Here is a 19797-nt window from a genome sequence, read left to right on the forward strand (position 1 = left end):
AGATAGCGACTCAGACTCAGATAGTGACTCGGACTCTGATAAAAATGCAAAAGATAAATTACCGGATACAGGAGCTAAAGTAGATCATGATTCTAAAGGCACATTACTTGGAACTTTATTTGCAGGTTTAGGAGCGTTATTAGTAGGGAACCGTCGCAAAAATAGAAAAAATAAAAATTAAATTATTCAAATGAAATTATTAGAAAGAAGCAGATACGACATTTGAATAGAAAGTATATTTAGTCCAACAAATGTAAGGTGTTGATTAAAACTATAATATAACTTTCACGTTTATCATATCTTGTGAAAAAGATGATGCAAACAAGGTCATTTTTATTAAAAATGACTGAAATGTATGATTTATAGAGAAATAGATACAACTCACAATCTGACAGTGATTTAATAGGGGAACCGTGAATTTTAAATGAATTCATGGTTCCTTTCTATCGAATTAATAAAAAATTCTTTTATTTAATACAAAAAATACTATGAAACCATTTAATGATAAATGACTTCATAGCAAAATTTGATTTTTGTTTTTATGCTTTAGTTAAAATGTTGAAGTAAATTTTTCCACAGTAACATGATTTGTGTTTGAGAATACTTTTGTGCAGTTTCAATACAATGGTGAGAAAAAGATTGTTGAAGTTGGGGGTTGTTGAGCAATAATTTTACTTTTTCAAATAGCATGTGTTGATTATTCTTTTCTATTAAATATCCATTCTTACCGTCCTGTATCAATTCACCTGGACCATATTGAATATCATAACTGATAGAAGGCACACCATGTGATTCACATTCTAATAATGCTAAGGAAAAGCCTTCCATATTACTTGTTATTAAATTTAGATATGCATTCTGATATTCATCAGTTAAATCTTTTAAAAAACCTCTTAATATTACGTGTTTTTCTAGTCCTAATTCTTGAATGCGTTCTTTTAAATGTTGTTCTTCTTTACCAAAACCATACATATGTAGTTCGATATTTGGAAACGCATCTTTAAGCCTATTAATAAGTTCAATTTGTTGTATCAATTGCTTTTCAGGTGAGTATCTTGCGACAGAAATAATTTTTTTAGGTGAAACATAGTTATTTTTATTAGAGTCATCGTTCATATCAATGGATGAATAACCAACTGGAATAGCATATACTGGAATGACTCCTCTGATTCTCTCAATTACGTCAGCTTTTTGCTGTTGTGTTGAAACAATGATGGCTTTATACCTTTGTAAATATTCAAAAACCCCTTTATAAACATTTTTGATTGGTGAATGCGTTAAATCAGTAACATCTTTAACATGAGTGCTATGTAACACTGCAATAACAGGGATGTAAGATGCAACCATGTTAAATATATGTGATGTAACAAGGTTACGATCGCTAAAGAATAAGTCACTACTTTGATATATTGTTTCAATAAAAAAAGCGCCTAGCTCAGTTTCATTGTTTAAAAAGTGCGTTTTACCTAAATAATTTAATATAATCTTTTTTGCCACATAGGGATGATTTGAATCAATATCATAATACTTTTCAATTTTCACTTTTCCTTCAGGAGAAAGATAGTACTCTGCTTGTATTTTTTGGTCCGTTGATAAAACTCTAACGCAACTTAAAAATCCACGTGTATCGTATAACTCTCTTTTTATTTTTCTTCTAGATGTATCAAAGTAATTAATATAATCAATTTTTTGATAAGCTTCATCAGCAAAATGCGCATACATTATAAATTGTTGTTGATCATAAATCCGGACGTCATTTGTCTCAGAAACAGGTTTTATAGTATAGCCACATTCATTTCTCCAGTAATGAATCCAATTTTTACTGAACACTGATGTTACGTTACTTGCTTCTTGAAAATAATCATACATGTTTATATAATCTTCGCTATTAATATATTGCGATGCTGTTTGAGTTAAATAGCGATTCCATGCTAGTAATAAGATTTTAGCTTGATAATGATATGCTTTAAATAGGTTTAACCGATTAATCATTGCTTTTTCTATACCAGCAGTTTTATGACCGATGTTATTACCTACAAAATAGTACATAATTTACCTCATATAGTTAAGTTTATTTTACAAACATTGTAACATAATAAAAACTTATAATATTAATAAAACTAATAAACATTTAAAAATAATTTATACGAAAATATATACTACTAACTATATTTACCTCTTTATAATCAAAAAATTTAAAATAACGAGTCACTTACAAACGAGCTTATAATAAAATTTATTGTGTGTGAATACAACTATTGTGATAGCACCCACAATAAACGATTTTAGTTGTTTATCATGATTACTCCACTTAGTATATTTCTGTTATTGTAGTTTCACTCATCAGTATGATAGCCAAGTATGTTGTTAAATTTGTTGAAAAGTATAAATAATAGTGAGTTTTAAGTTTTGAGTTAAGTTACTTTCTATGAGCAAATGTTTCGATCGCTGCTTTAATCTCATCTCTTACACGTTGAAATTCTGACCAATCTTTACCAGCAGGATCATCAAATCCCCAATGTTCTTTAGTGACGTTTTTAGGTAAAACTGGACAGTTTGCATCTGCATCACTACACAATGTGACAACTATATCAGACGCTATTAAAATGTCATTGTTTATTAGGTCAGAAGTGTGATGTGAAATATCAATACCGACTTCTTTCATAGCTTTTATAGCATGCGGATTAACACCATGTGTTTCAATGCCAGCAGAATATACATTCCATTTATCACCTAATATTAATTTTCCAAAACCTTCAGCCATTTGACTGCGACAAGAATTACCAGTACAAATAAAATAAATAGTTTTCTTTTGCATAAAAAAATCTCCTAATTTAAAAGATAATAAGTGTTAGGTAAAGACCTAACAAAGTAAAGAATAATACAGGTATAGTAATTACAATACCCGTTTTAAAGTAAGTACCCCAAGAAATTTTAACTCCTTTTTGAACTAAAACATGTAACCATAATAATGTAGCAAGAGATCCAATGGGTGTGATTTTTGGTCCTAAATCTGCTCCGATCACATTGGCATAAATCATTCCTTCTTTTATAGAACTTATAGCATGCGATTGATCGATGGCTATCGCATCAATAAGTACGGTAGGCATATTATTCATAATTGCTGAAAGAAATGCGGATACAAATCCCATGCCCATAATACTGCTAAAAAGTCCGTGCTGAGCTATTGATGATAAAATATCTGCTAAAATCAATGTCATCCCTACATTCTTTAAGCCAAAAATAACAAGATACATACCGATAGAAAATATCACGATATTCCACGGAGCCCCTTTGATAACTTGTTTCGTATGCACTACATTAGACTGACGCGCTAATAATATAAAAATCACAGCTATAGCTCCAGTGATAAATGATACAGGTATATGTATGAACTCACTCACTAAGTAACCTACAAGTAATAAAGCTAAAATAATCCATGAAATTTTAAATAATCGTGTGTCTCGTATAGCATCTTTAGGTTCAGAAATACTTGATATATCAAAAGTTTTAGGGATGGATTTTCTAAAGTAAAACCATAAAACTAAGATACTAGCTAATAGAGAAAATAAATTAGGTATAAACATACGCATTAAATATTCAACAAATTTAATACCAAAGTAATCTGCTGATACAATGTTAACTAAATTACTTACAACAAGTGGCAATGAGGTGGAATCTGCGATAAACCCACAAGCTATAATAAAAGGAAATACTAACTTATTATTGAAACCTAAATTTCTTATCATTGCTAAAACAATAGGCGTCAAAATTAAGGCTGCACCATCATTAGCAAAGAATGCTGCAATAAGCGCCCCTAATATCATGATATATATAAACATCTTTAATCCATGTCCATTAGATGCCTTAACCATATGAATAGCTGACCATTCAAAGAATCCTATCTCATCAAGAATCAATGATATAAGAATGACTGATACAAAAGTTAGTGTAGCATTCCAAACAATTCCGATCACTTCTAATATATCTGTAAAATTTACTACACCCGTAATAATAACTAAAAGTGCTCCAATGATTGCTGAAATACCTATGTCTAACCCTTTAGGTTGCCAAATGATTAAGGTTAAAGTGATGAAAAATATTACAATTGCTAATACAGTAGTCATGAAATTTCACCTTTCTTTATAGTATGACAAATACATTGGTTATGAGTTGAATGAAGTAAATTTAATTGATTTGTCACTTGTTCAAATAAGTGGTGATTAAGTTCGTATATTTGTTTATTGCCAACTTTGTTTGCAAACACTAATTTGCAATCAACAAGTAACTTCATATGGTGGCTTAGTGTTGGTTGTGAAAAGTTAAAATGTATAAGTAAATCACACGCACACAATTCACCACAAGACAATAAATCTAAAATTTCTAATCTGCTAGGATTCGCAATGACTTTTAATATGTTAGATAATTGAATATATGACATAGCATGGCCTCCTATAACATAACATAGATTATCATCTATATAGATAAACGTCTATGCTATATTGGCATTTTAGTTAAAAAAACATGCCAGTTGTATCTTATAAAATAAAAATACAACTGGCATTGTAATTGAAACTTGATATTTTATTTGCGATATTTCAGGCGTGCGAAAGCATCATGCTGGTGGATAGACTCTTCATTACGACATTCAATATCAAACCCTTCAATCCAATCAAATTCAACTAAGTCTGCTGCAATTAGTCGAATTAAATCTTCAACAAATCGTGGGTTTTCATAAGCACGTTCTGTTACTCGTTTTTCATCAGGACGTTTTAAGATTGGATATAAGATAGAACTAGCGTTGGCTTCCATAGCGTCTAAAATTTTATCTTTATAATCATCGATGACATTATTATTTTTATCTAAATATGCTTTAACTGTAACGATACCACGTTGATTATGTGCAGAATATTCACTAATTTCTTTTGAGCAAGGGCATAGTGTTGTTACTTTAGCTTGAATAGTTAATTCTTTGCGTGTAACGGTATGATTTTCAATAGCCAAACCATAAGTAACATCTGCATGGCCTACAGCTTTAATATGCGTAACAGGACTATAACGATCAAAGAACCATTTACCTGATACATCAACACCTGCAGCATTTTGATTCATTTTATCTTGTAGCATACGCAACAATTGATGTAGTGTGTTAAATTCAAGTTCAATGCCATTATCATAATGTTTTTCAACGCTTTCTAATATGCGACTCATATTAATGCCTTTTTCATTTTTATTTAAACTCGTTGAAAAACTAAATAAACCAGCTGTTTGATACTGATCAATTAAAACTGGATAAGTTAAATTTTTAATGCCTACTTCCTCTATTTCAAATAAGAAATTTTTGTGAGTGCTTTGTAAATCGGTCATTTCATTTTTAGTAGTTGGTTTCGTACCTTTGACAGGGTCAACAGAACCGAAATGTTTCCAACGACCCTCTCTAGTGGATAAGTCAAATTCTGTCATGTTTTACCTCCATTTAAGATTCAAAGTGATATGTCCAAAATGGCTCTATTTTTAAGAAACTTTGTGCTTGACCATCTATTTCGGGACTAGCAAGTTGTTTTAAAAATGGTCCTGTTTGTGAAGCATGCGCTTCGAAAGCTTTGAGTTTTATATCACTATATTGCGATATGTCATTTTGAATATCAGGTTCTCCAAGAATTTCCGGTGCATCATTGCTAAACGCTACAAGTGTAAGACGTGGGCGATCTGATACATGCATGCGCCCAACTGTACGTACTACAGCTTCTGCAGTTGCTTCGTGATCAGGATGGACTGCAAATTTAGGATAGAAAGAAATAATTAATGATGGATTTGTTTCGTCAATAAGTGATTGAATCATTTGATCCATTTGATCGTTAGGTTCAAATTCAACAGTTTTATCTCTTAACTCCATTTTCCTTAAATCTGTAATCCCAATTGCTTTGCATGCTTCTTCTAACTCACGCTCACGTATAAGTGGTAAAGATTCTCTTGTTGCAAAAGGAGGATTACCTAGATTACGTCCCATTTGTCCTAGGGTGAGACATGCATATGTGACGGGAATACCTTTTTCAATGTAACTTGCGATAGTTCCAGCAGACGAAAAGGTTTCATCATCAGGATGAGGGAAAATCACAAGTACGTGTCTTTCATCAGTCATGAATAGCAACCTCCTTTATATAGTAAATGGCTGTTTACTTATTTCTATTGTAGCAGCCAATTGTCCTTCATAATTAAAACCTGCAATTAAAAATTCGTTGTTCTTATTAACTTCATAGTGCGTAAGTCCTTGCACGTAAACCCAGCCACCATCTTTTAATTTAAGACCTACACGATATGGATCTTTATCGCCGCCTTTAAGTTGTGCATGTTCAAAAGTCACGACAATATTTCTTAAAAATGTTCCAGCGTTAAATACGCGTTGATCGAAATGATTTGCATAAGCACCATTTGTTGTTTCAACGTGTAGGTAAACAGGCTGATTTGCGTAAGAAGTTAATAAATCTAGCACTTCTTGTTCTTTAATTGGTTCCAACACGTTCACTCCCTTAAACTAAATAATATGTTACTGACGGACTACCGATAAACATATTCTTTACCAGCAAACTCGTTTATCTATCTATTTTACTAGAAAGCTATGTATATTTGTACACGAATGCTCGATTTAATTAGGAAAAATTCAAGAAAAAACGTTGAATACTACATATAGAGCGTTAATATGTTTAAAATCTTAATCATTTGTTACATTATAGTTTAAGAGATACAAAAGAGTAAGGCGTAAGTCATCAATCATTGCGATATTGAAATTAGAGGTGTTTGATATTGAAAATTATTAATTTAGATTCAAAAAATCTTGCGTCATTTTATGTAGCATGCGAGTTGTTTAAACAGATACAGCAGTCCCCTCATACCAAACTCGGTTTAGCAACTGGTGGAACTATGACTGACGTATATCATTACTTAGTAAATTTATTAACCAAAAATAAAGCTGATGTATCGCAGGTTGAAACATTTAATTTAGATGAATATGTAGGTTTAAAAGCAAGTCATCAGCAAAGTTACCATACCTATATGAATAAAGTGCTATTTGAGCAATATCCTCATTTTGCTAAAAATCACATTCATATTCCTGATGGCTATTCAGAAAATCTAGAAGCAGAAGCGGAACGATATAACAAATTATTAGATGAAAGAGGTCCGATTGATATTCAAATTTTAGGAATTGGAGAAAATGGTCACATTGGATTTAATGAACCAGGAACAGACTTCAATAGTGAAACACATGTGGTGAACTTAACAGAAAGCACTATAAAAGCAAATAGTCGATATTTTGACAATGAAGCGGATGTTCCTAGACAAGCAGTTTCAATGGGATTAGCAAGTATTTTAAAAGCTAAAAGGATTATACTACTTGCATTTGGTCCAAAGAAAAAAGAGGCCATAAGTAAACTGTTAAATGAACAGGTTACCGAAGATGTACCTGCGACCATTTTACACACACATCCTAATGTTGAAGTTTATGTAGACGATGAAGCAACACCAGATTGTTTATAATTATTTAGTTGTTTTTATATACAAAATATTTTATATGTTTAATAAGTTTAGTGAAGGGTATGAAATTATAAGCAAAAGAGAATTTCTCAAAACGAAAGGATGAATTTCATTGGAACTACAGTTAGCCATTGATTTATTAAATAAAGAAGAAGCAGCAAAATTAGCGCAAAAAGTTGAAGAATATGTAGATATTGTTGAAATCGGTACACCAATTGTAATTAACGAAGGCTTACCTGCAGTTCAACATTTAAATGAAAATATTAATAATGCTAAAGTATTAGCTGACTTGAAAATTATGGATGCAGCAGATTACGAAGTAAGCCAAGCAGTAAAATATGGTGCAGATATTGTTACAATTTTAGGTGTTGCTGAAGATGCTTCGATTAAAGCAGCAGTTGAAGAAGCGCATAAACATGGAAAAGCATTGCTTGTTGATATGATAGCAGTGCAAAACTTAGAACAACGTGCTAAAGAACTAGATGAGATGGGTGCAGACTATATCGCAGTTCATACAGGTTACGACTTACAAGCAGAAGGAAAATCTCCATTAGATAGCTTGCGTACAGTTAAATCTGTAATCAAAAACTCTAAGGTTGCAGTAGCAGGTGGTATTAAACCAGATACTATCAAAGATATTGTAGCTGAAGATCCAGATTTAGTTATTGTTGGTGGCGGTATTGCGAATGCTGACGATCCTGTAGAAGCAGCAAAACAATGTCGAGCAGCTATTGAAGGTAAATAAGATGAGTGAATTTAATAATTATCGTCTTATTCTTGAAGAGTTAGATGCTACTTTATCTCAAGTAGACAATACAGAATATGAACGTTTTTCTAATGATGTTATAGGTGCAGATCGCATATTTACAGCTGGTAAAGGTCGTTCAGGTTTTGTTGCAAATAGTTTTGCAATGCGCTTAAATCAATTAGGTAAAAATGCCTACGTTGTAGGTGAGTCAACAACACCTTCAATTAAAGAACATGATTTGTTTATTATTATTTCAGGTTCAGGTTCTACAGAACATCTAAGATTATTAGCTGAAAAAGCACAATCTGTGGGGGCAAAAATTGTCTTATTAACTACAAATGCGGAATCGCCAATTGGTAATCTTGCAGAGACGGTTGTTGAATTGCCTGCAGGTACTAAACATGATGTTGAAGGTTCAAAGCAACCACTTGGTAGTTTATTTGAACAGGCCTCACTTATATTCTTAGATAGTATTGTATTACCTTTAATGGATGCATTTCACATTAGTGAAAAAACAATGCAAGAGAATCATGCTAATTTAGAATAACTAAAATGAGAGATAAGCACTTTTGTCTATGATTAGACAAAAGTGCTTTTTTAATAAATGGTGCAACATTACTCCTTTAAGTGTATATTTATAATATAACTAAACTATGAGGTGAACATCATGAATTTTGATAGTTATATTTTTGATTTTGATGGAACGCTAATTGATACAACAACGTGTCACGTCAAAGCTACGCAAAACGCTTTTAAAAGATTAAATTTAGATGAACCTGCAGAACAAGCTATTTTACATACATATCATTTAAATTTATACAACAATTTTAAAACGCTAGCTTCACATGAATTGTCTTTTTATCAAATAGAAAAATTAATAGATGAATATCATCGTTGTTTTAGCAACGATGAAATACATCAATCAAAAGAATATACCGGAATAAGTGAAGCATTACAATTTTTACATAACCAAAAGAAAAAAATATTTGTAGTATCTAATAAAGAGACACTAACAATGCAAAGGTATTTAGATTATCTCGGATTAAGCCGTTTTATAACTGATTCATTAGGTGTCTGTATTAAAAATGAAGACAAACTTCTTTGTGAAATGATCCAAAATTTGATACAAAAACATCATTTAATGGTAGGTAAAACCGTGTATATAGGGGACACAGCACAAGATATCAAGAATGCGAATCAAGCTCATGTGCAAACATGCGCTGTCACATGGGGAGCACAATCTGCACACGAATTGTTGCATGAAAATCCTCATTATGTTGTTAATGATCCAGAAGAACTTTTAACAATTTTATAATATTTTCAATGGTAGGATAATCATTCATGAGGAATTTTATCCTGCTCTTTTTTTAAAACTATGAAGCAAGTATAATGTAAACATAATTATATAGAGTGTTTACAAGTGGTGATGAAGATGAAAAAAATAATGGAATATTTACAGCATTATATTAATCAATACCCGCATCGATTAGCTTTAGTGTTTGAAGATCGATATCTAACGTATGGAGAATTAAGTAAAGAAATTCATCAGGCTAGTATGCGCTATAATGAAGTAAAATTAAACGAAAAAGTAGGGCTAATGGATGACCATCCTGTAAATAATATTATTAACTATTTTGCGGTACATCAAAGAGGTGGAATTCCTTGCTTTTTTAATCATCAATGGAGTAATGAAAGGATACATCAACTTGTAAAAAGTTATGACATACAATGGTTAATTAAAGATAATCATCTTATCTTAAATCATGATAACTCAATTTATAGTGATGAGGTTATCCCACGTAATGTTATACATATAGGTTTCACGTCAGGAACTACAGGTTTACCCAAAGCATTTTATAGAAATGAACATTCTTGGATAGTTTCTTTTAAGGAAAATGAGAAATTACTCCAGAATTGTGAAGAAACCATTGTAGCACCTGGTCCTTTATCACATTCACTTTCATTGTACGCATGTATTTATGCATTAAGTACTGGAAAAACATTTATAGGTCAAAAAAATTTTAATCCACTATCTCTTATGCGTCTTATTAATCAGTTGAACAAATCGACAGCAATATTTGTAGTGCCAACGATGGTACAACAACTTATTTCTACACAACGACATTGTTCATCGATTAAAAGTATTTTGAGTAGTGGTGCTAAACTTACATTGCAACAGTTTCAACAAATCAGCACTTTATATCCACAAGCAAATTTAATAGAATTTTTTGGGACATCTGAAGCAAGTTTTATAAGCTACAATTTTAACCAATCATCTCCTGCTCATTCTGTAGGTAAACTTTTCCCTCATGTCGAAACGCGATTATTAAATCAAGATGATGATGCAGTAGGATTATTAGCCGTTAGAAGTGAAATGGTGTTTAGTGGTTATGTGGGACAGAGCAATCAAGAGGGGTCATGGATTAAAACAGGTGACTTCGCTTATATTAAAAATCAACATTTGTTTTTAGTAGGTAGAGAGAGTGACCGTATTATAGTTGGGGGAATCAATGTATATCCAACAGCTATTGAAAGCTTAATTATGGATATTGAAGGCATTGATGAGGCGCTTGTCATCGGTATACCACATGCTAAATTTGGAGAAATAGCGATATTACTTTATTCAGGTAAAGTACAATTGAATTACCGACAAATTAAATCTTTTTTAATGAAACAGCTTTCAAGACAAGAAGTTCCATCAAAATTAAAGAAAATTGACCATATGATATACACAGAATCGGGAAAGATTGCTAGAAAAGAGATGAAAAATAAATTTATTAATGGAGAGTTATAAAAATGAAGCAACCTGTTATTATTGCAGCAAAACGTATAGCCTTCGGTAAGTATGGTGGCCGATTGAAGCATTTAGAACCTGAATCATTACTAGAACCTTTATTTAATCATTTTACAGATCAGTATCCAAAAGTAATGTCTCTTTTGGATGACGTCATTTTAGGTAATACGGTAGGTAATGGTGGTAATTTAGCTAGAAAATCATTACTCGAAGCAGGATTAGATTTTAAAATACCTGGTATAACAATTGATCGTCAATGTGGTTCAGGTCTTGAAGCTGTTATACAAGCTTGTAGGATGGTACAAAGTGGTGCTGGAACAATATATATTGCAGGTGGTGTTGAGAGTACTAGTAGAGCTCCTTGGAAAATCAAACGCCCGCAGTCAGTTTATGAATCTGAGTTTCCACAATTTTTTGAACGGGCGCCTTTTGCAAGAGAAGGAGAAGACCCTTCAATGATTGAAGCCGCTGAAAATGTAGCGAAAAAATATCACATCAGTAGAAATGAACAAGATGACTTTGCTTATCGCAGTCATCAGTTGGCATCAAAAAACATGAATAACGGTAATATTTCCCAAGAAATTTTACCGTTCAAAGTGAAAGGTGAATGTTTTAATCAAGATGAAAGTATTAAACCTCAACTCACTCTCAAAACACTTGGCAGACTTAAACCGCTTTTAAATGAAGGAACAGTCACAGTAGGAAACAGTTGTATGAAAAATGATGGTGCAGTATTACTGATTGTTATGGAAGAAAATCGGGCACGTCAATTAGGATTCACCGAAGGGATTAAGTTTGTAAATAGTGCTACTGTAGGTGTTCAACCTCAGTATTTAGGAGTGGGTCCAGTGCCAGCAGTAAATCAATTATTAGCTCGGGAACGATTAACTATAAATGATATAAATGCAGTAGAATTAAATGAAGCATTTAGCTCTCAAGTTATTGCTAGCCAACAACAACTTAACATACCTTTGAATAAGTTGAATTGTTGGGGTGGAGCAATTGCTACAGGGCATCCATATGGTGCAAGTGGAGCAGCGTTAGTCACACGTTTATTTTATATGAAACATCAATTTAGAACTGTAGCAACTATGGGAATAGGTGGAGGAATAGGAAATGCAGCTTTATTTGAAAGATGGTATGGAAATTAGAGAAGTTCAATTTACAAATGAAGAAGTTCAAAATTATTGTGAATTGCTTAATATAAAGTATGACCATTATGTTCCTACTCTTATGTGTGCCAAGTTATGGCCACAATTTGAGTTATTTCAATCTTTTTCAAAGAAGCCTATCATATTAAAAGAGACACACATTAAGACACAACAACAACTTCAGGTCGATTGTACCTATGAAGCGACATTGCATAAGGTTTCACAAAAATTAATTAAAAATATCATTAAGTATACATATGGACTCGAAATAAATAAAGATAAAAAACATTGTATGTATATAAAACAAATATTTATCGAGGTAAGATAAATTATGAAATTTACAACAGAAATGGTGAATGAATATTTAACTTTAGTTAATGATGAGAATCCGATCCATCGCTCCATTGTACCGGGACAACTCATATGTGAAAAAGTATTTTCTGAACTTAATGTGTATTGGATGGATTACAAAATTAAGTACTTAAAATCTATAAATATAGATGAGGAAGTACAATTTTTAATAAAAGAAAATGATGAAATTGTAGTTTTTAAAACGTATGATGATATCAAACTAACAATTACTAGAAGTTGAGAATGATAAAAATAATAATCTTTTTTAAAATTAAATAATTAAAAACGCTAATGTTAGCAATGCTCAAAGGTTCTCTCCGAGCTACAAAAGGGGACAAGTTTTGGCTAACATTAGCGTTTCTCACTTGTTAGGGTGAGTGTTAATTTAGGGATGATAGAATGTCTTTAAAACTAAACGTATTAAGGGACTAAATGCTTTAAAACTCATTTTATTTGGGACTGGAAAGACAAAAGTGCTAAATCTCAATTAGGTTTGATGCAATGTCTAGCTGTCTAGAATAACGTTAACGATATGAGTAACTTGTCGGCATGTTGTCAACGTCATTCTCTAGTAGAGAGAGCAATTGATAGATTTCATACTTATTAAAAGTTTCATCACACTTTATAGTAATTGTCTTGAAAGTTTTAGTAATGATTTCATAAACGGGTGTTCCATTTTCTATATTTCTTCTGTAGATAATCATGTTGTTTATACCTCCCTTGCCTCTCTACACTTTAAATAATAAAGGATAAACCATAAGAAATCATGGGTCTGTAGTATCAAGTTTACATACGACGATAAACTGATTACTTTCTAAGACTTTATATGTATACAATGTTTATTACGGTTTGAAAGGAAAGAGAAGAGAGGCTGAGACATAATTCCTAGAAAAATAGCCAGTAAATGGATTTTCATAAATTCATTTACTGGCATCTTTATTTAAAATACTTCGTATTGTTGGCTCGCTTTCTTAGGGGACAGCTTCAGCCTGTAGTCTTCAGCTTGTCCTGTTCCCTCAAGAGTCTCGCCAAAATACTTTGTGTTTATATGTAATTTTACATTAAAATACTTTGAAAAATAAGGCCCTTTCGTATAATTTAATAAATACCAATAAACAAAATTAACGAGGTGCTTTATGTATAAAGACTATAACATGACTCAACATACTCTACTAATGGAAACTTCAGTTCTTATCCCCACAAATGATATTTCACGACATGTAAATGATATTGCAGAAACAATTCCCGATACTGAATTCAGACATTATCGTGGCTTAATATAAGAAAAGTAACAGCTCAAAGAGCTGAAAATCATCAAAAATTTATAAAAAAGACAATTCCTATATTATTTCAATAGAAATTGTCTTTATTTACTTATCTTGGACCTTTTTGTCCCAGGCTTTCCACATCTATATAGATATTGATTTAATTATAATTACAAAGTTTGTAGGAATTAAATGAGCCTATAAATTAGGGCTAAAATGTACTAGTATTTTTAAACCTCAGTGACTTCAACGTTAATCTGTTCAATACGGTTATATGCACCATGATCAACAGGTCCTACAAAGTCATTCATTTTCCAACCATTTTTGATTGCTGAAGCTACAAATGCTTTAGCAGCAATGATTGCTTCTTTTGGAGATTTACCGTTCGCAAGATAAGCTGTTGTGGCAGCAGCAAATGTGCATCCTGCACCATGATTATAACTTTGTTGGAACATGTCAGTAGTTAATTGATAAAATTGTTGGCCATCATAGTACAAGTCATAAGATTTATCTTGATCGAGTGCTTTGCCACCTTTAATAATGACATGAGGTGTGCCTTTGTCATAAATCACTTGAGCAGCTTTTTTCATGTCCTCAATTGATGTTAATTTTCCTAAACCAGAGAGTTGACCTGCTTCGAATAAATTCGGGGTAACTACTGTAGCTTTAGGTAGTAAATATTGAATCATTGCTTCTGTGTTTCCTGGGTTAAGTACTTCGTCTTCACCTTTACAAACCATTACTGGATCAACTACAAAATAGTCTGCACCAGATTCAACAAAAACATCTCCGGCACGTTTAATAATGTCTTGTGTTCCTAACATCCCTGTTTTAATAGCATCAGGTCCAATTGATATTGCTGTTTCAAGTTGTTTTTCGAAGACATTCATATCAATGGGTGTTACATCATGGGACCATGTTTCTTTATCCATTGTCACAATAGATGTTAAAGCTACCATTCCATATACATCAAGTTCTTGGAACGTTTTAAGATCTGCTTGCATACCGGCACCAGCACTTGTATCTGAACCAGCTATCGTTAATACTTTTTTTAAAGCCATCATTCATTCACTCCCATTAATTTCTAGTGTCTTTATCATATCATGTTTATCACGTACGCTAAATTATTATATTTTGTAAAATTCAAAATCAATCATCATACGTTAGTTACTGTATTGATGTTATCTTTAATTCGTGATTAATAGGTAAGAATGTCAACTCATTCTTACTTAAAAGATCTTCAGTTAATTTTATTTTGAAAATTTGATTACTAAAGTATGGCTTAATATAATAGCTTCTTTCTTTACTTTCCATCACTAATTGATATTGTGTGTAATGTATTTTATTGGCATCGATAACTGCACCTTGAGGGATACTGACTGATTCTAGAACTTTAAAACAATTCATTAAATTTTCATCTTCATTATGGGAACAGCGTAGTTGGTGTCTTAAATATGTAGCCCGTATAAAACGTTCTGTTGAAGTATAACCACCCGGTAAGCCATTTGTTTCTGCTTCACAGCCCATTGATCTTACTAGCATTTTACCTATTAATTGATTGGTTGATTTCTGTGGTGTTAAATAAGCATAATTTCTTAAGTTAGATAGATGCCAATCTAATTTAGGCGCATTTGTTAAGGTATGAACATAATTATCTTTAACTATTAATAAGCCATTGTAAGGTTCTATGGCTACGGTATGTCCTGTTTCATCAGTGACCATGAAATGTAAAGGAGGAACGATATTCAAAGTTGTATTTTTTTCATTCATAATATTGATCTTCTTAACCTTTTGTTTTAATTCGCTAATACTTTTATTAAAACCTAAAACCCAAACAATAAACTCCTCAGGTGCTAAGTTAAAATAACCATAACGTTTATGGGTACTGTATGAGGCTTCACCAGTGAAGTAATGGTTCGAAATAGCTAAACCTTTTTCGTTTATACCATCACCAAATCTATAACGTCCTACTTTTAAATTTGTTCCAACAAAACCATATTCAAGACGCATGTCTGAATCTAGATCAAATTGGTAGTGATAATGACGTGGAACAATGGTTGGGATACCATTAAATTCAAATGCAAAGTCCATCGTTCTAGCTAAATAATGATAACGTTGTTTTGTATATAAAGAAATAGCCGTACACATATATAACACTCCAAACTACTGAAATTTATCTATAGTAATTGTAATATAATTAAAAATAGATTGATTGTAAACCTAAAATATATAAAGGTTTACAAAAATTAATGCTTATAAAATCAGTCATTTTTCCAATATGAATATGTTAAAATGTAGCTTGAGGTGAAAACGAATGAAATGGTCAGAGGTATTTCATGATATAACAACACGCCATGATTTTCAGGCGATGCATGACTTTTTAGAAAAAGAATATACGACTCAAATCGTTTATCCAGATAAAAAAAATATCTATCAAGCATTTGATTTAACGCCTTTTGAAGATATCAAGGTTGTTATTTTAGGACAAGATCCTTATCACGGTCCTAATCAGGCACATGGTTTAGCATTTTCAGTGCAACCTCATGCTAAATTTCCACCATCTTTAAGAAATATGTATCAAGAACTAGAAAATGATATAGGGTGTCATAGAACTTCGCCCCATTTACAAGACTGGGCAAGAGAAGGTGTCTTGCTATTAAATGCGGTATTGACTGTTCGACAAGGTGAAGCACATTCACATCGAAATATTGGGTGGGAAACATTTACGGATGAAATCATACAAGCTGTTTCTAATTATCGTGAGCATGTTGTTTTTATTCTTTGGGGAAGACCTGCTCAACAAAAGGAACGATTCATTGATACATCTAAACATTTAATTATTAAATCGCCACATCCTAGTCCACTATCGGCTTTTAGAGGATTTTTTGGTTCTAAACCTTATTCAACTACAAATAATTATTTAAAATCTAAAGGAAAAACACCAGTTCAGTGGTGTGAAAGTTAGGTGAGAATAATGAACAAAGAACAGATTCTACAATTGATTGAGCAAGAATTGGTACAAGCAGATGAAGCTCAGACAGATACTGAATTTGAAAAGCATATGTATGCTATACACATGCTCACATCTCTTGTTAGTTCTCATCAAAGTCGTTCAACAATAGAGAAATTAAATCGTTCTAAACCAATGAATAGTAATATAAAAGATGATTATGAGATGAAACAACAGACTTCACAAAAACATGATGTAACTGCAGCTGAAATAGAAGCAATGGGTGGTAAAGTACCACAATCAATGAAAAAGCATCATACTTCTAATAATATGATGATTACAGATGATCATGTTGGTAATGGTGAATCTATTTTTGATTTTTAAATATAAAGGAGTACATTCAAAATGATGAAAGTTTTTATTATTTTAGGTGCATTAAATGCAATGATGGCTGTCGGTACTGGGGCATTTGGAGCACATGGATTGGAAGGTAAATTATCAGATAAATACATGTCAATATGGGAAAAAGCAACAACTTATCAAATGTATCATGGATTAGGTCTGTTAGTTATAGGTTTAATAAGTGGTACAACATCAATGAATGTAAATTGGGCTGGTTGGTTATTATTCTTTGGTATTGTCTTTTTCAGTGGTTCCTTGTATTTCTTAGCCTTAACACAAGTTCGTATTTTAGGTGCAATTACGCCAATAGGTGGTGTTCTATTTATAATTGGTTGGCTTGTTCTTGTAATTGCTACACTTAAATTCGCAGGGTAATCACTTCATACAATCTTGTTACAATATGACGTTCTTTACAATTTAATGGTAAAAATTTATGAGTTAATTCACTCACCTTTTAGGGTATACTATACTCTCGAGGTGAGTTTTATTTATGGAAAATAAAAATAACAATGTAGATAGAGGTAACCTTAAGCAGAATCTTTCTGAGAAATTTGTATGGGCTATTGCATATGGTTCGTGTATCGGATGGGGCGCTTTTATATTACCAGGGGATTGGATTAAACAATCAGGGCCTATTGCTTCTTCAATAGGTATAGTAATCGGTGCGTTATTGATGATTCTTATTGCTGTAAGTTATGGCGCACTCGTTGAAAAATTTCCAGTTTCAGGGGGCGCATTTGCTTTTAGTTTTTTAAGTTTTGGAAGATATGTAAGCTTTTTCTCTTCATGGTTTTTAACATTTGGTTATGTTTGTGTTGTTGCGTTAAATGCGACAGCATTCAGTTTGTTGATTAAATTTTTATTACCAAATGTTTTGAATAACGGAAAGTTATATACAGTAGCTGGTTGGGATGTTTACATAACTGAAATTGTTATCGCAACAGTGCTACTTATAGTGTTTATGTTGATTACTATTAGAGGTGCCAGTGTGTCTGGTTCGTTACAATATTACTTCTGTGTTGCAATGGTCCTTGTAGTTGCACTTATGTTTATAGGTTCTTTCTTTAGCAGTCACTTTAGTTTGAGTCATTTAGAGCCATTAGCAAGTGTAGATAAAGGATGGTTTCAATCAATCATTATGATTGTCTCTATTGCACCATGGGCGTACGTAGGGTTTGATAATATACCGCAAACTGCTGAAGAATTTAACTTTTCTCCTAACAAGACGTTTAAACTTATTGTTTATAGTTTACTAGCTGCGTCACTCACTTATGTAGTGATGTTACTTTACACAGGCTGGCTAGGTACACAAGCAACAAGTTTAAATGGTAACTTATGGCTTACCGGTGCAGTGACTCAAGATGCATTCGGTTTTATTGGCCTTGCAGTATTAGCAGTGGCAATTATTATGGGGATTTTTACTGGATTAAATGGATTTTTAATGAGTTCGAGTCGCTTACTATTTTCAATGGGGCGCTCTGGCATTATGCCAACGGTATTTAGTAAATTACACAGTAAACATAAAACACCATATGTCGCTATTATCTTCTTAGTAGCTGTATCTTTAATTGCTCCTTGGTTAGGTAGAACGGCATTAACATGGATTGTAGATATGTCATCTACAGGTGTTTCAATTGCATATTTTATTACTTGTTTATCTGCTACGAAATTATTTAGTTTTAATAAACAGAGTAATACGTATGCACCAGTTTATAAAATTTTTGGTATTATAGGATCGATTGTATCCTTTGTGTTCTTATGTTTATTGCTTATTCCAGGTTCTCCTGCAGCACTTTCGATACCATCATACATCGCTTTAGGAATTTGGTTGGTAATAGGATTAATCTTTTTTATCATTCGCTTGCCAAAACTTAAGAAAATGAATAATGATGAATTGAGTCGATTGATTTTAAATCATTCTGAAGACGAAGTTTTAGAGATGATTCATGAACCTGGTCAATCTAATTCAACGAATAAATAAATTTAAAAGTTATTTTGTGACAATATTATAAAATCCCAAAATGAAATTTTTTAGAATTTCATTTTGGGATTTTTATTTATCATATATTTTCCAACAATATTTAACCATAAATTTAATTGGTTAGAGTAACGTTAATTTTTAGCGAAAGAGTTTATTGATATTACAATCCTTTTCTGGTACGCGCAAAACCTGAAATAACGATTTTAGAAATTTGATCAGCAAATAATAAACCCAAAGCAATAGCACCTGCTATTAATGTCACTTCAAGCATTGTGTTAATCGCCTTACCAAAGTGTAATAACACTAAGTTTTTAGTGGCATCATAAGCAAGTCCCCCTGGAACTAGAGGTATAATACCTGTAACCATAAAAATAATTACAGGCTCTTTTTTTCGACGAGCCATGTAATGACTAAGTAGACCTAACGCTAAACTTCCGAAAAAGCTTGAGTAAATCGTATGGAGCTCAAAGCCGTTAAATAATACAGTATAAACCATCCATCCACAAGCGCCGACAAAGCCACAAGCAAAATACAACTTCCTAGGGGCATCAAATATGACACAGAAAAAGAGTGAAGCAAGAAAGCTAAATATAAAATTAAATATCCAAAACATATGAGTGCA

The 19797-nt window shown here is 32.2% G+C and carries 25 protein-coding genes; 14 read left to right on the forward strand and 11 right to left on the reverse strand.

Annotation, left to right across the window (positions count from 1 at the left end):
- The coding region (locus ACVBFA_RS06365) for an MSCRAMM family adhesin SdrC (protein WP_221843846.1) at nucleotides 1-181 on the forward strand (181 nt) is incomplete at its 5' end.
- Nucleotides 182-546: 365 nt separating this feature from the next.
- On the opposite strand, the gene ACVBFA_RS06370 is transcribed toward ACVBFA_RS06365, so the two are convergent.
- From ACVBFA_RS06370 to ACVBFA_RS06400, 7 genes are all read right to left on the reverse strand, one after another.
- On the reverse strand, nucleotides 547-2049 hold the full coding sequence (locus ACVBFA_RS06370) for a glycosyltransferase (protein ID WP_126122480.1): 1503 nt from the start codon (nucleotides 2047-2049) through the stop codon (nucleotides 547-549).
- 370 nt (nucleotides 2050-2419) lie between these two features.
- Nucleotides 2420-2818 carry an arsenate reductase (thioredoxin) gene (arsC, locus tag ACVBFA_RS06375; RefSeq protein ID WP_002486806.1) on the reverse strand — a complete coding sequence of 133 codons (399 nt, stop codon included), beginning with the start codon at nucleotides 2816-2818 and terminating at the stop codon, nucleotides 2420-2422.
- A gap of 16 nt (nucleotides 2819-2834) precedes the next feature.
- Entirely contained in the window at nucleotides 2835-4127 is a 1293-nt protein-coding gene (gene arsB / locus ACVBFA_RS06380) for an arsenite efflux transporter membrane subunit ArsB (protein WP_002486830.1), read from the reverse strand.
- On the reverse strand, nucleotides 4124-4441 hold the full coding sequence (locus ACVBFA_RS06385) for an ArsR/SmtB family transcription factor (protein WP_126122481.1): 318 nt from the start codon (nucleotides 4439-4441) through the stop codon (nucleotides 4124-4126). Before ACVBFA_RS06385 ends, arsB begins: the two co-directional genes overlap by 4 nt.
- Nucleotides 4442-4584: 143 nt before the next feature.
- Entirely contained in the window at nucleotides 4585-5463 is an 879-nt protein-coding gene (folE2, locus tag ACVBFA_RS06390) for a GTP cyclohydrolase FolE2 (protein ID WP_126122482.1), read from the reverse strand.
- Nucleotides 5464-5476: 13 nt separating this feature from the next.
- A complete protein-coding gene (gene bshB2 / locus ACVBFA_RS06395; RefSeq protein ID WP_126122483.1) occupies nucleotides 5477-6142 on the reverse strand; it encodes a bacillithiol biosynthesis deacetylase BshB2 in 666 nt (221 codons plus the stop codon).
- A 15-nt stretch (nucleotides 6143-6157) separates the two neighbouring features.
- Nucleotides 6158-6520 (reverse strand): YojF family protein, encoded by a 363-nt coding sequence (locus tag ACVBFA_RS06400; protein WP_002445755.1) that lies wholly within the window; start codon nucleotides 6518-6520, stop codon nucleotides 6158-6160.
- A 284-nt stretch (nucleotides 6521-6804) separates the two neighbouring features.
- Between ACVBFA_RS06400 and nagB the strand changes: the two genes are divergently transcribed.
- The 8 genes from nagB to ACVBFA_RS06440 all read left to right on the forward strand — a co-directional run bounded on the left by nagB (nucleotide 6805) and on the right by ACVBFA_RS06440 (nucleotide 12818).
- Entirely contained in the window at nucleotides 6805-7536 is a 732-nt protein-coding gene (gene nagB / locus ACVBFA_RS06405) for a glucosamine-6-phosphate deaminase (protein WP_049386393.1), read from the forward strand.
- 109 nt (nucleotides 7537-7645) lie between these two features.
- Nucleotides 7646-8278: a 3-hexulose-6-phosphate synthase gene (hxlA, locus tag ACVBFA_RS06410; protein ID WP_001832167.1), complete on the forward strand. Its 633-nt coding sequence runs from the start codon at nucleotides 7646-7648 to the stop codon at nucleotides 8276-8278.
- 1 nt (nucleotide 8279) lies between these two features.
- Nucleotides 8280-8828 (forward strand): 6-phospho-3-hexuloisomerase, encoded by a 549-nt coding sequence (hxlB, locus tag ACVBFA_RS06415; RefSeq protein WP_049386394.1) that lies wholly within the window; start codon nucleotides 8280-8282, stop codon nucleotides 8826-8828.
- Between the two features lie 120 nt (nucleotides 8829-8948).
- The gene (locus ACVBFA_RS06420; protein ID WP_126122484.1) at nucleotides 8949-9596 is read left to right on the forward strand and encodes an HAD family hydrolase; all 648 of its coding nucleotides are present in this window, start codon (nucleotides 8949-8951) and stop codon (nucleotides 9594-9596) included.
- A 117-nt stretch (nucleotides 9597-9713) separates the two neighbouring features.
- Nucleotides 9714-11075 (forward strand): long-chain fatty acid--CoA ligase, encoded by a 1362-nt coding sequence (locus ACVBFA_RS06425; protein ID WP_049386396.1) that lies wholly within the window; start codon nucleotides 9714-9716, stop codon nucleotides 11073-11075.
- Between the two features lie 2 nt (nucleotides 11076-11077).
- Nucleotides 11078-12226 carry an acetyl-CoA C-acyltransferase gene (locus ACVBFA_RS06430; protein ID WP_002445760.1) on the forward strand — a complete coding sequence of 383 codons (1149 nt, stop codon included), beginning with the start codon at nucleotides 11078-11080 and terminating at the stop codon, nucleotides 12224-12226.
- Nucleotides 12192-12554, forward strand: coding sequence for a protein VraC (locus ACVBFA_RS06435; protein WP_002475544.1), 363 nt, complete (start codon nucleotides 12192-12194; stop codon nucleotides 12552-12554). The genes ACVBFA_RS06430 and ACVBFA_RS06435 overlap by 35 nt, the downstream gene beginning before the upstream one ends.
- Nucleotides 12555-12557: 3 nt before the next feature.
- Nucleotides 12558-12818 carry a hypothetical protein gene (locus tag ACVBFA_RS06440; RefSeq protein WP_002486809.1) on the forward strand — a complete coding sequence of 87 codons (261 nt, stop codon included), beginning with the start codon at nucleotides 12558-12560 and terminating at the stop codon, nucleotides 12816-12818.
- Nucleotides 12819-13101: 283 nt separating this feature from the next.
- Here ACVBFA_RS06440 and vraX read toward each other — a convergent pair whose 3' ends face one another.
- The gene (gene vraX, locus ACVBFA_RS06445; RefSeq protein ID WP_002445763.1) at nucleotides 13102-13281 is read right to left on the reverse strand and encodes a C1q-binding complement inhibitor VraX; all 180 of its coding nucleotides are present in this window, start codon (nucleotides 13279-13281) and stop codon (nucleotides 13102-13104) included.
- A 432-nt stretch (nucleotides 13282-13713) separates the two neighbouring features.
- On the opposite strand from vraX, the gene ACVBFA_RS06450 reads away from it, so the two are divergent.
- Nucleotides 13714-13860, forward strand: coding sequence for a hypothetical protein (locus ACVBFA_RS06450; protein WP_002486814.1), 147 nt, complete (start codon nucleotides 13714-13716; stop codon nucleotides 13858-13860).
- A 212-nt stretch (nucleotides 13861-14072) separates the two neighbouring features.
- Here the strand turns inward: ACVBFA_RS06450 and thiD are convergent, their stop codons facing one another.
- Nucleotides 14073-14903 carry a bifunctional hydroxymethylpyrimidine kinase/phosphomethylpyrimidine kinase gene (gene thiD, locus ACVBFA_RS06455; RefSeq protein ID WP_002458379.1) on the reverse strand — a complete coding sequence of 277 codons (831 nt, stop codon included), beginning with the start codon at nucleotides 14901-14903 and terminating at the stop codon, nucleotides 14073-14075.
- Between the two features lie 106 nt (nucleotides 14904-15009).
- Nucleotides 15010-15990 (reverse strand): linear amide C-N hydrolase, encoded by a 981-nt coding sequence (locus ACVBFA_RS06460; RefSeq protein ID WP_237638971.1) that lies wholly within the window; start codon nucleotides 15988-15990, stop codon nucleotides 15010-15012.
- A gap of 166 nt (nucleotides 15991-16156) precedes the next feature.
- Here ACVBFA_RS06460 and ACVBFA_RS06465 point away from each other — a divergent pair, with 166 nt between their 5' ends.
- The 4 genes from ACVBFA_RS06465 to ACVBFA_RS06480 all read left to right on the forward strand — a co-directional run bounded on the left by ACVBFA_RS06465 (nucleotide 16157) and on the right by ACVBFA_RS06480 (nucleotide 19175).
- The gene (locus tag ACVBFA_RS06465; protein ID WP_002486815.1) at nucleotides 16157-16807 is read left to right on the forward strand and encodes a uracil-DNA glycosylase; all 651 of its coding nucleotides are present in this window, start codon (nucleotides 16157-16159) and stop codon (nucleotides 16805-16807) included.
- 9 nt (nucleotides 16808-16816) lie between these two features.
- On the forward strand, nucleotides 16817-17176 hold the full coding sequence (locus ACVBFA_RS06470) for a DUF5327 family protein (protein ID WP_002445766.1): 360 nt from the start codon (nucleotides 16817-16819) through the stop codon (nucleotides 17174-17176).
- 24 nt (nucleotides 17177-17200) lie between these two features.
- Nucleotides 17201-17569 carry a DUF423 domain-containing protein gene (locus ACVBFA_RS06475; protein ID WP_002495847.1) on the forward strand — a complete coding sequence of 123 codons (369 nt, stop codon included), beginning with the start codon at nucleotides 17201-17203 and terminating at the stop codon, nucleotides 17567-17569.
- Nucleotides 17570-17684: 115 nt separating this feature from the next.
- Nucleotides 17685-19175, forward strand: a complete 1491-nt coding sequence (locus ACVBFA_RS06480) for an APC family permease (RefSeq protein ID WP_002458375.1) — start codon at nucleotides 17685-17687, stop codon at nucleotides 19173-19175.
- 160 nt (nucleotides 19176-19335) lie between these two features.
- Here ACVBFA_RS06480 and ACVBFA_RS06485 read toward each other — a convergent pair whose 3' ends face one another.
- Complete coding sequence (locus ACVBFA_RS06485) at nucleotides 19336-19788, reverse strand: threonine/serine exporter family protein (protein WP_002456857.1); 453 nt, start codon at nucleotides 19786-19788, stop codon at nucleotides 19336-19338.
- Nucleotides 19789-19797 lie beyond the last annotated feature (9 nt).

Source organism: Staphylococcus sp. MSU001, assembly GCF_052976705.1.

Excerpts from the sequence above, each read along its gene's own strand:
- ACVBFA_RS06470 (WP_002445766.1), top strand. The coding sequence starts at position 16,817 with ATGAACAAAGAACAGATTCTACAATTGATTGAGCAAGAATTGGTACAA.
- hxlB (WP_049386394.1), top strand. The coding sequence starts at position 8,280 with ATGAGTGAATTTAATAATTATCGTCTTATTCTTGAAGAGTTAGATGCT.
- bshB2 (WP_126122483.1), bottom strand. The coding sequence starts at position 6,142 with ATGACTGATGAAAGACACGTACTTGTGATTTTCCCTCATCCTGATGAT.
- ACVBFA_RS06385 (WP_126122481.1), bottom strand. The coding sequence starts at position 4,441 with ATGTCATATATTCAATTATCTAACATATTAAAAGTCATTGCGAATCCT.
- arsB (WP_002486830.1), bottom strand. The coding sequence starts at position 4,127 with ATGACTACTGTATTAGCAATTGTAATATTTTTCATCACTTTAACCTTA.
- ACVBFA_RS06420 (WP_126122484.1), top strand. The coding sequence starts at position 8,949 with ATGAATTTTGATAGTTATATTTTTGATTTTGATGGAACGCTAATTGAT.
- ACVBFA_RS06430 (WP_002445760.1), top strand. The coding sequence starts at position 11,078 with ATGAAGCAACCTGTTATTATTGCAGCAAAACGTATAGCCTTCGGTAAG.
- ACVBFA_RS06465 (WP_002486815.1), top strand. The coding sequence starts at position 16,157 with ATGAAATGGTCAGAGGTATTTCATGATATAACAACACGCCATGATTTT.
- ACVBFA_RS06370 (WP_126122480.1), bottom strand. The coding sequence starts at position 2,049 with ATGTACTATTTTGTAGGTAATAACATCGGTCATAAAACTGCTGGTATA.
- vraX (WP_002445763.1), bottom strand. The coding sequence starts at position 13,281 with ATGATTATCTACAGAAGAAATATAGAAAATGGAACACCCGTTTATGAA.
- ACVBFA_RS06425 (WP_049386396.1), top strand. The coding sequence starts at position 9,714 with ATGAAAAAAATAATGGAATATTTACAGCATTATATTAATCAATACCCG.
- ACVBFA_RS06485 (WP_002456857.1), bottom strand. The coding sequence starts at position 19,788 with ATGTTTTGGATATTTAATTTTATATTTAGCTTTCTTGCTTCACTCTTT.
- folE2 (WP_126122482.1), bottom strand. The coding sequence starts at position 5,463 with ATGACAGAATTTGACTTATCCACTAGAGAGGGTCGTTGGAAACATTTC.
- ACVBFA_RS06460 (WP_237638971.1), bottom strand. The coding sequence starts at position 15,990 with ATGTGTACGGCTATTTCTTTATATACAAAACAACGTTATCATTATTTA.
- ACVBFA_RS06475 (WP_002495847.1), top strand. The coding sequence starts at position 17,201 with ATGAAAGTTTTTATTATTTTAGGTGCATTAAATGCAATGATGGCTGTC.
- ACVBFA_RS06450 (WP_002486814.1), top strand. The coding sequence starts at position 13,714 with ATGTATAAAGACTATAACATGACTCAACATACTCTACTAATGGAAACT.
- thiD (WP_002458379.1), bottom strand. The coding sequence starts at position 14,903 with ATGGCTTTAAAAAAAGTATTAACGATAGCTGGTTCAGATACAAGTGCT.
- ACVBFA_RS06440 (WP_002486809.1), top strand. The coding sequence starts at position 12,558 with ATGAAATTTACAACAGAAATGGTGAATGAATATTTAACTTTAGTTAAT.
- ACVBFA_RS06435 (WP_002475544.1), top strand. The coding sequence starts at position 12,192 with ATGCAGCTTTATTTGAAAGATGGTATGGAAATTAGAGAAGTTCAATTT.
- arsC (WP_002486806.1), bottom strand. The coding sequence starts at position 2,818 with ATGCAAAAGAAAACTATTTATTTTATTTGTACTGGTAATTCTTGTCGC.
- ACVBFA_RS06480 (WP_002458375.1), top strand. The coding sequence starts at position 17,685 with ATGGAAAATAAAAATAACAATGTAGATAGAGGTAACCTTAAGCAGAAT.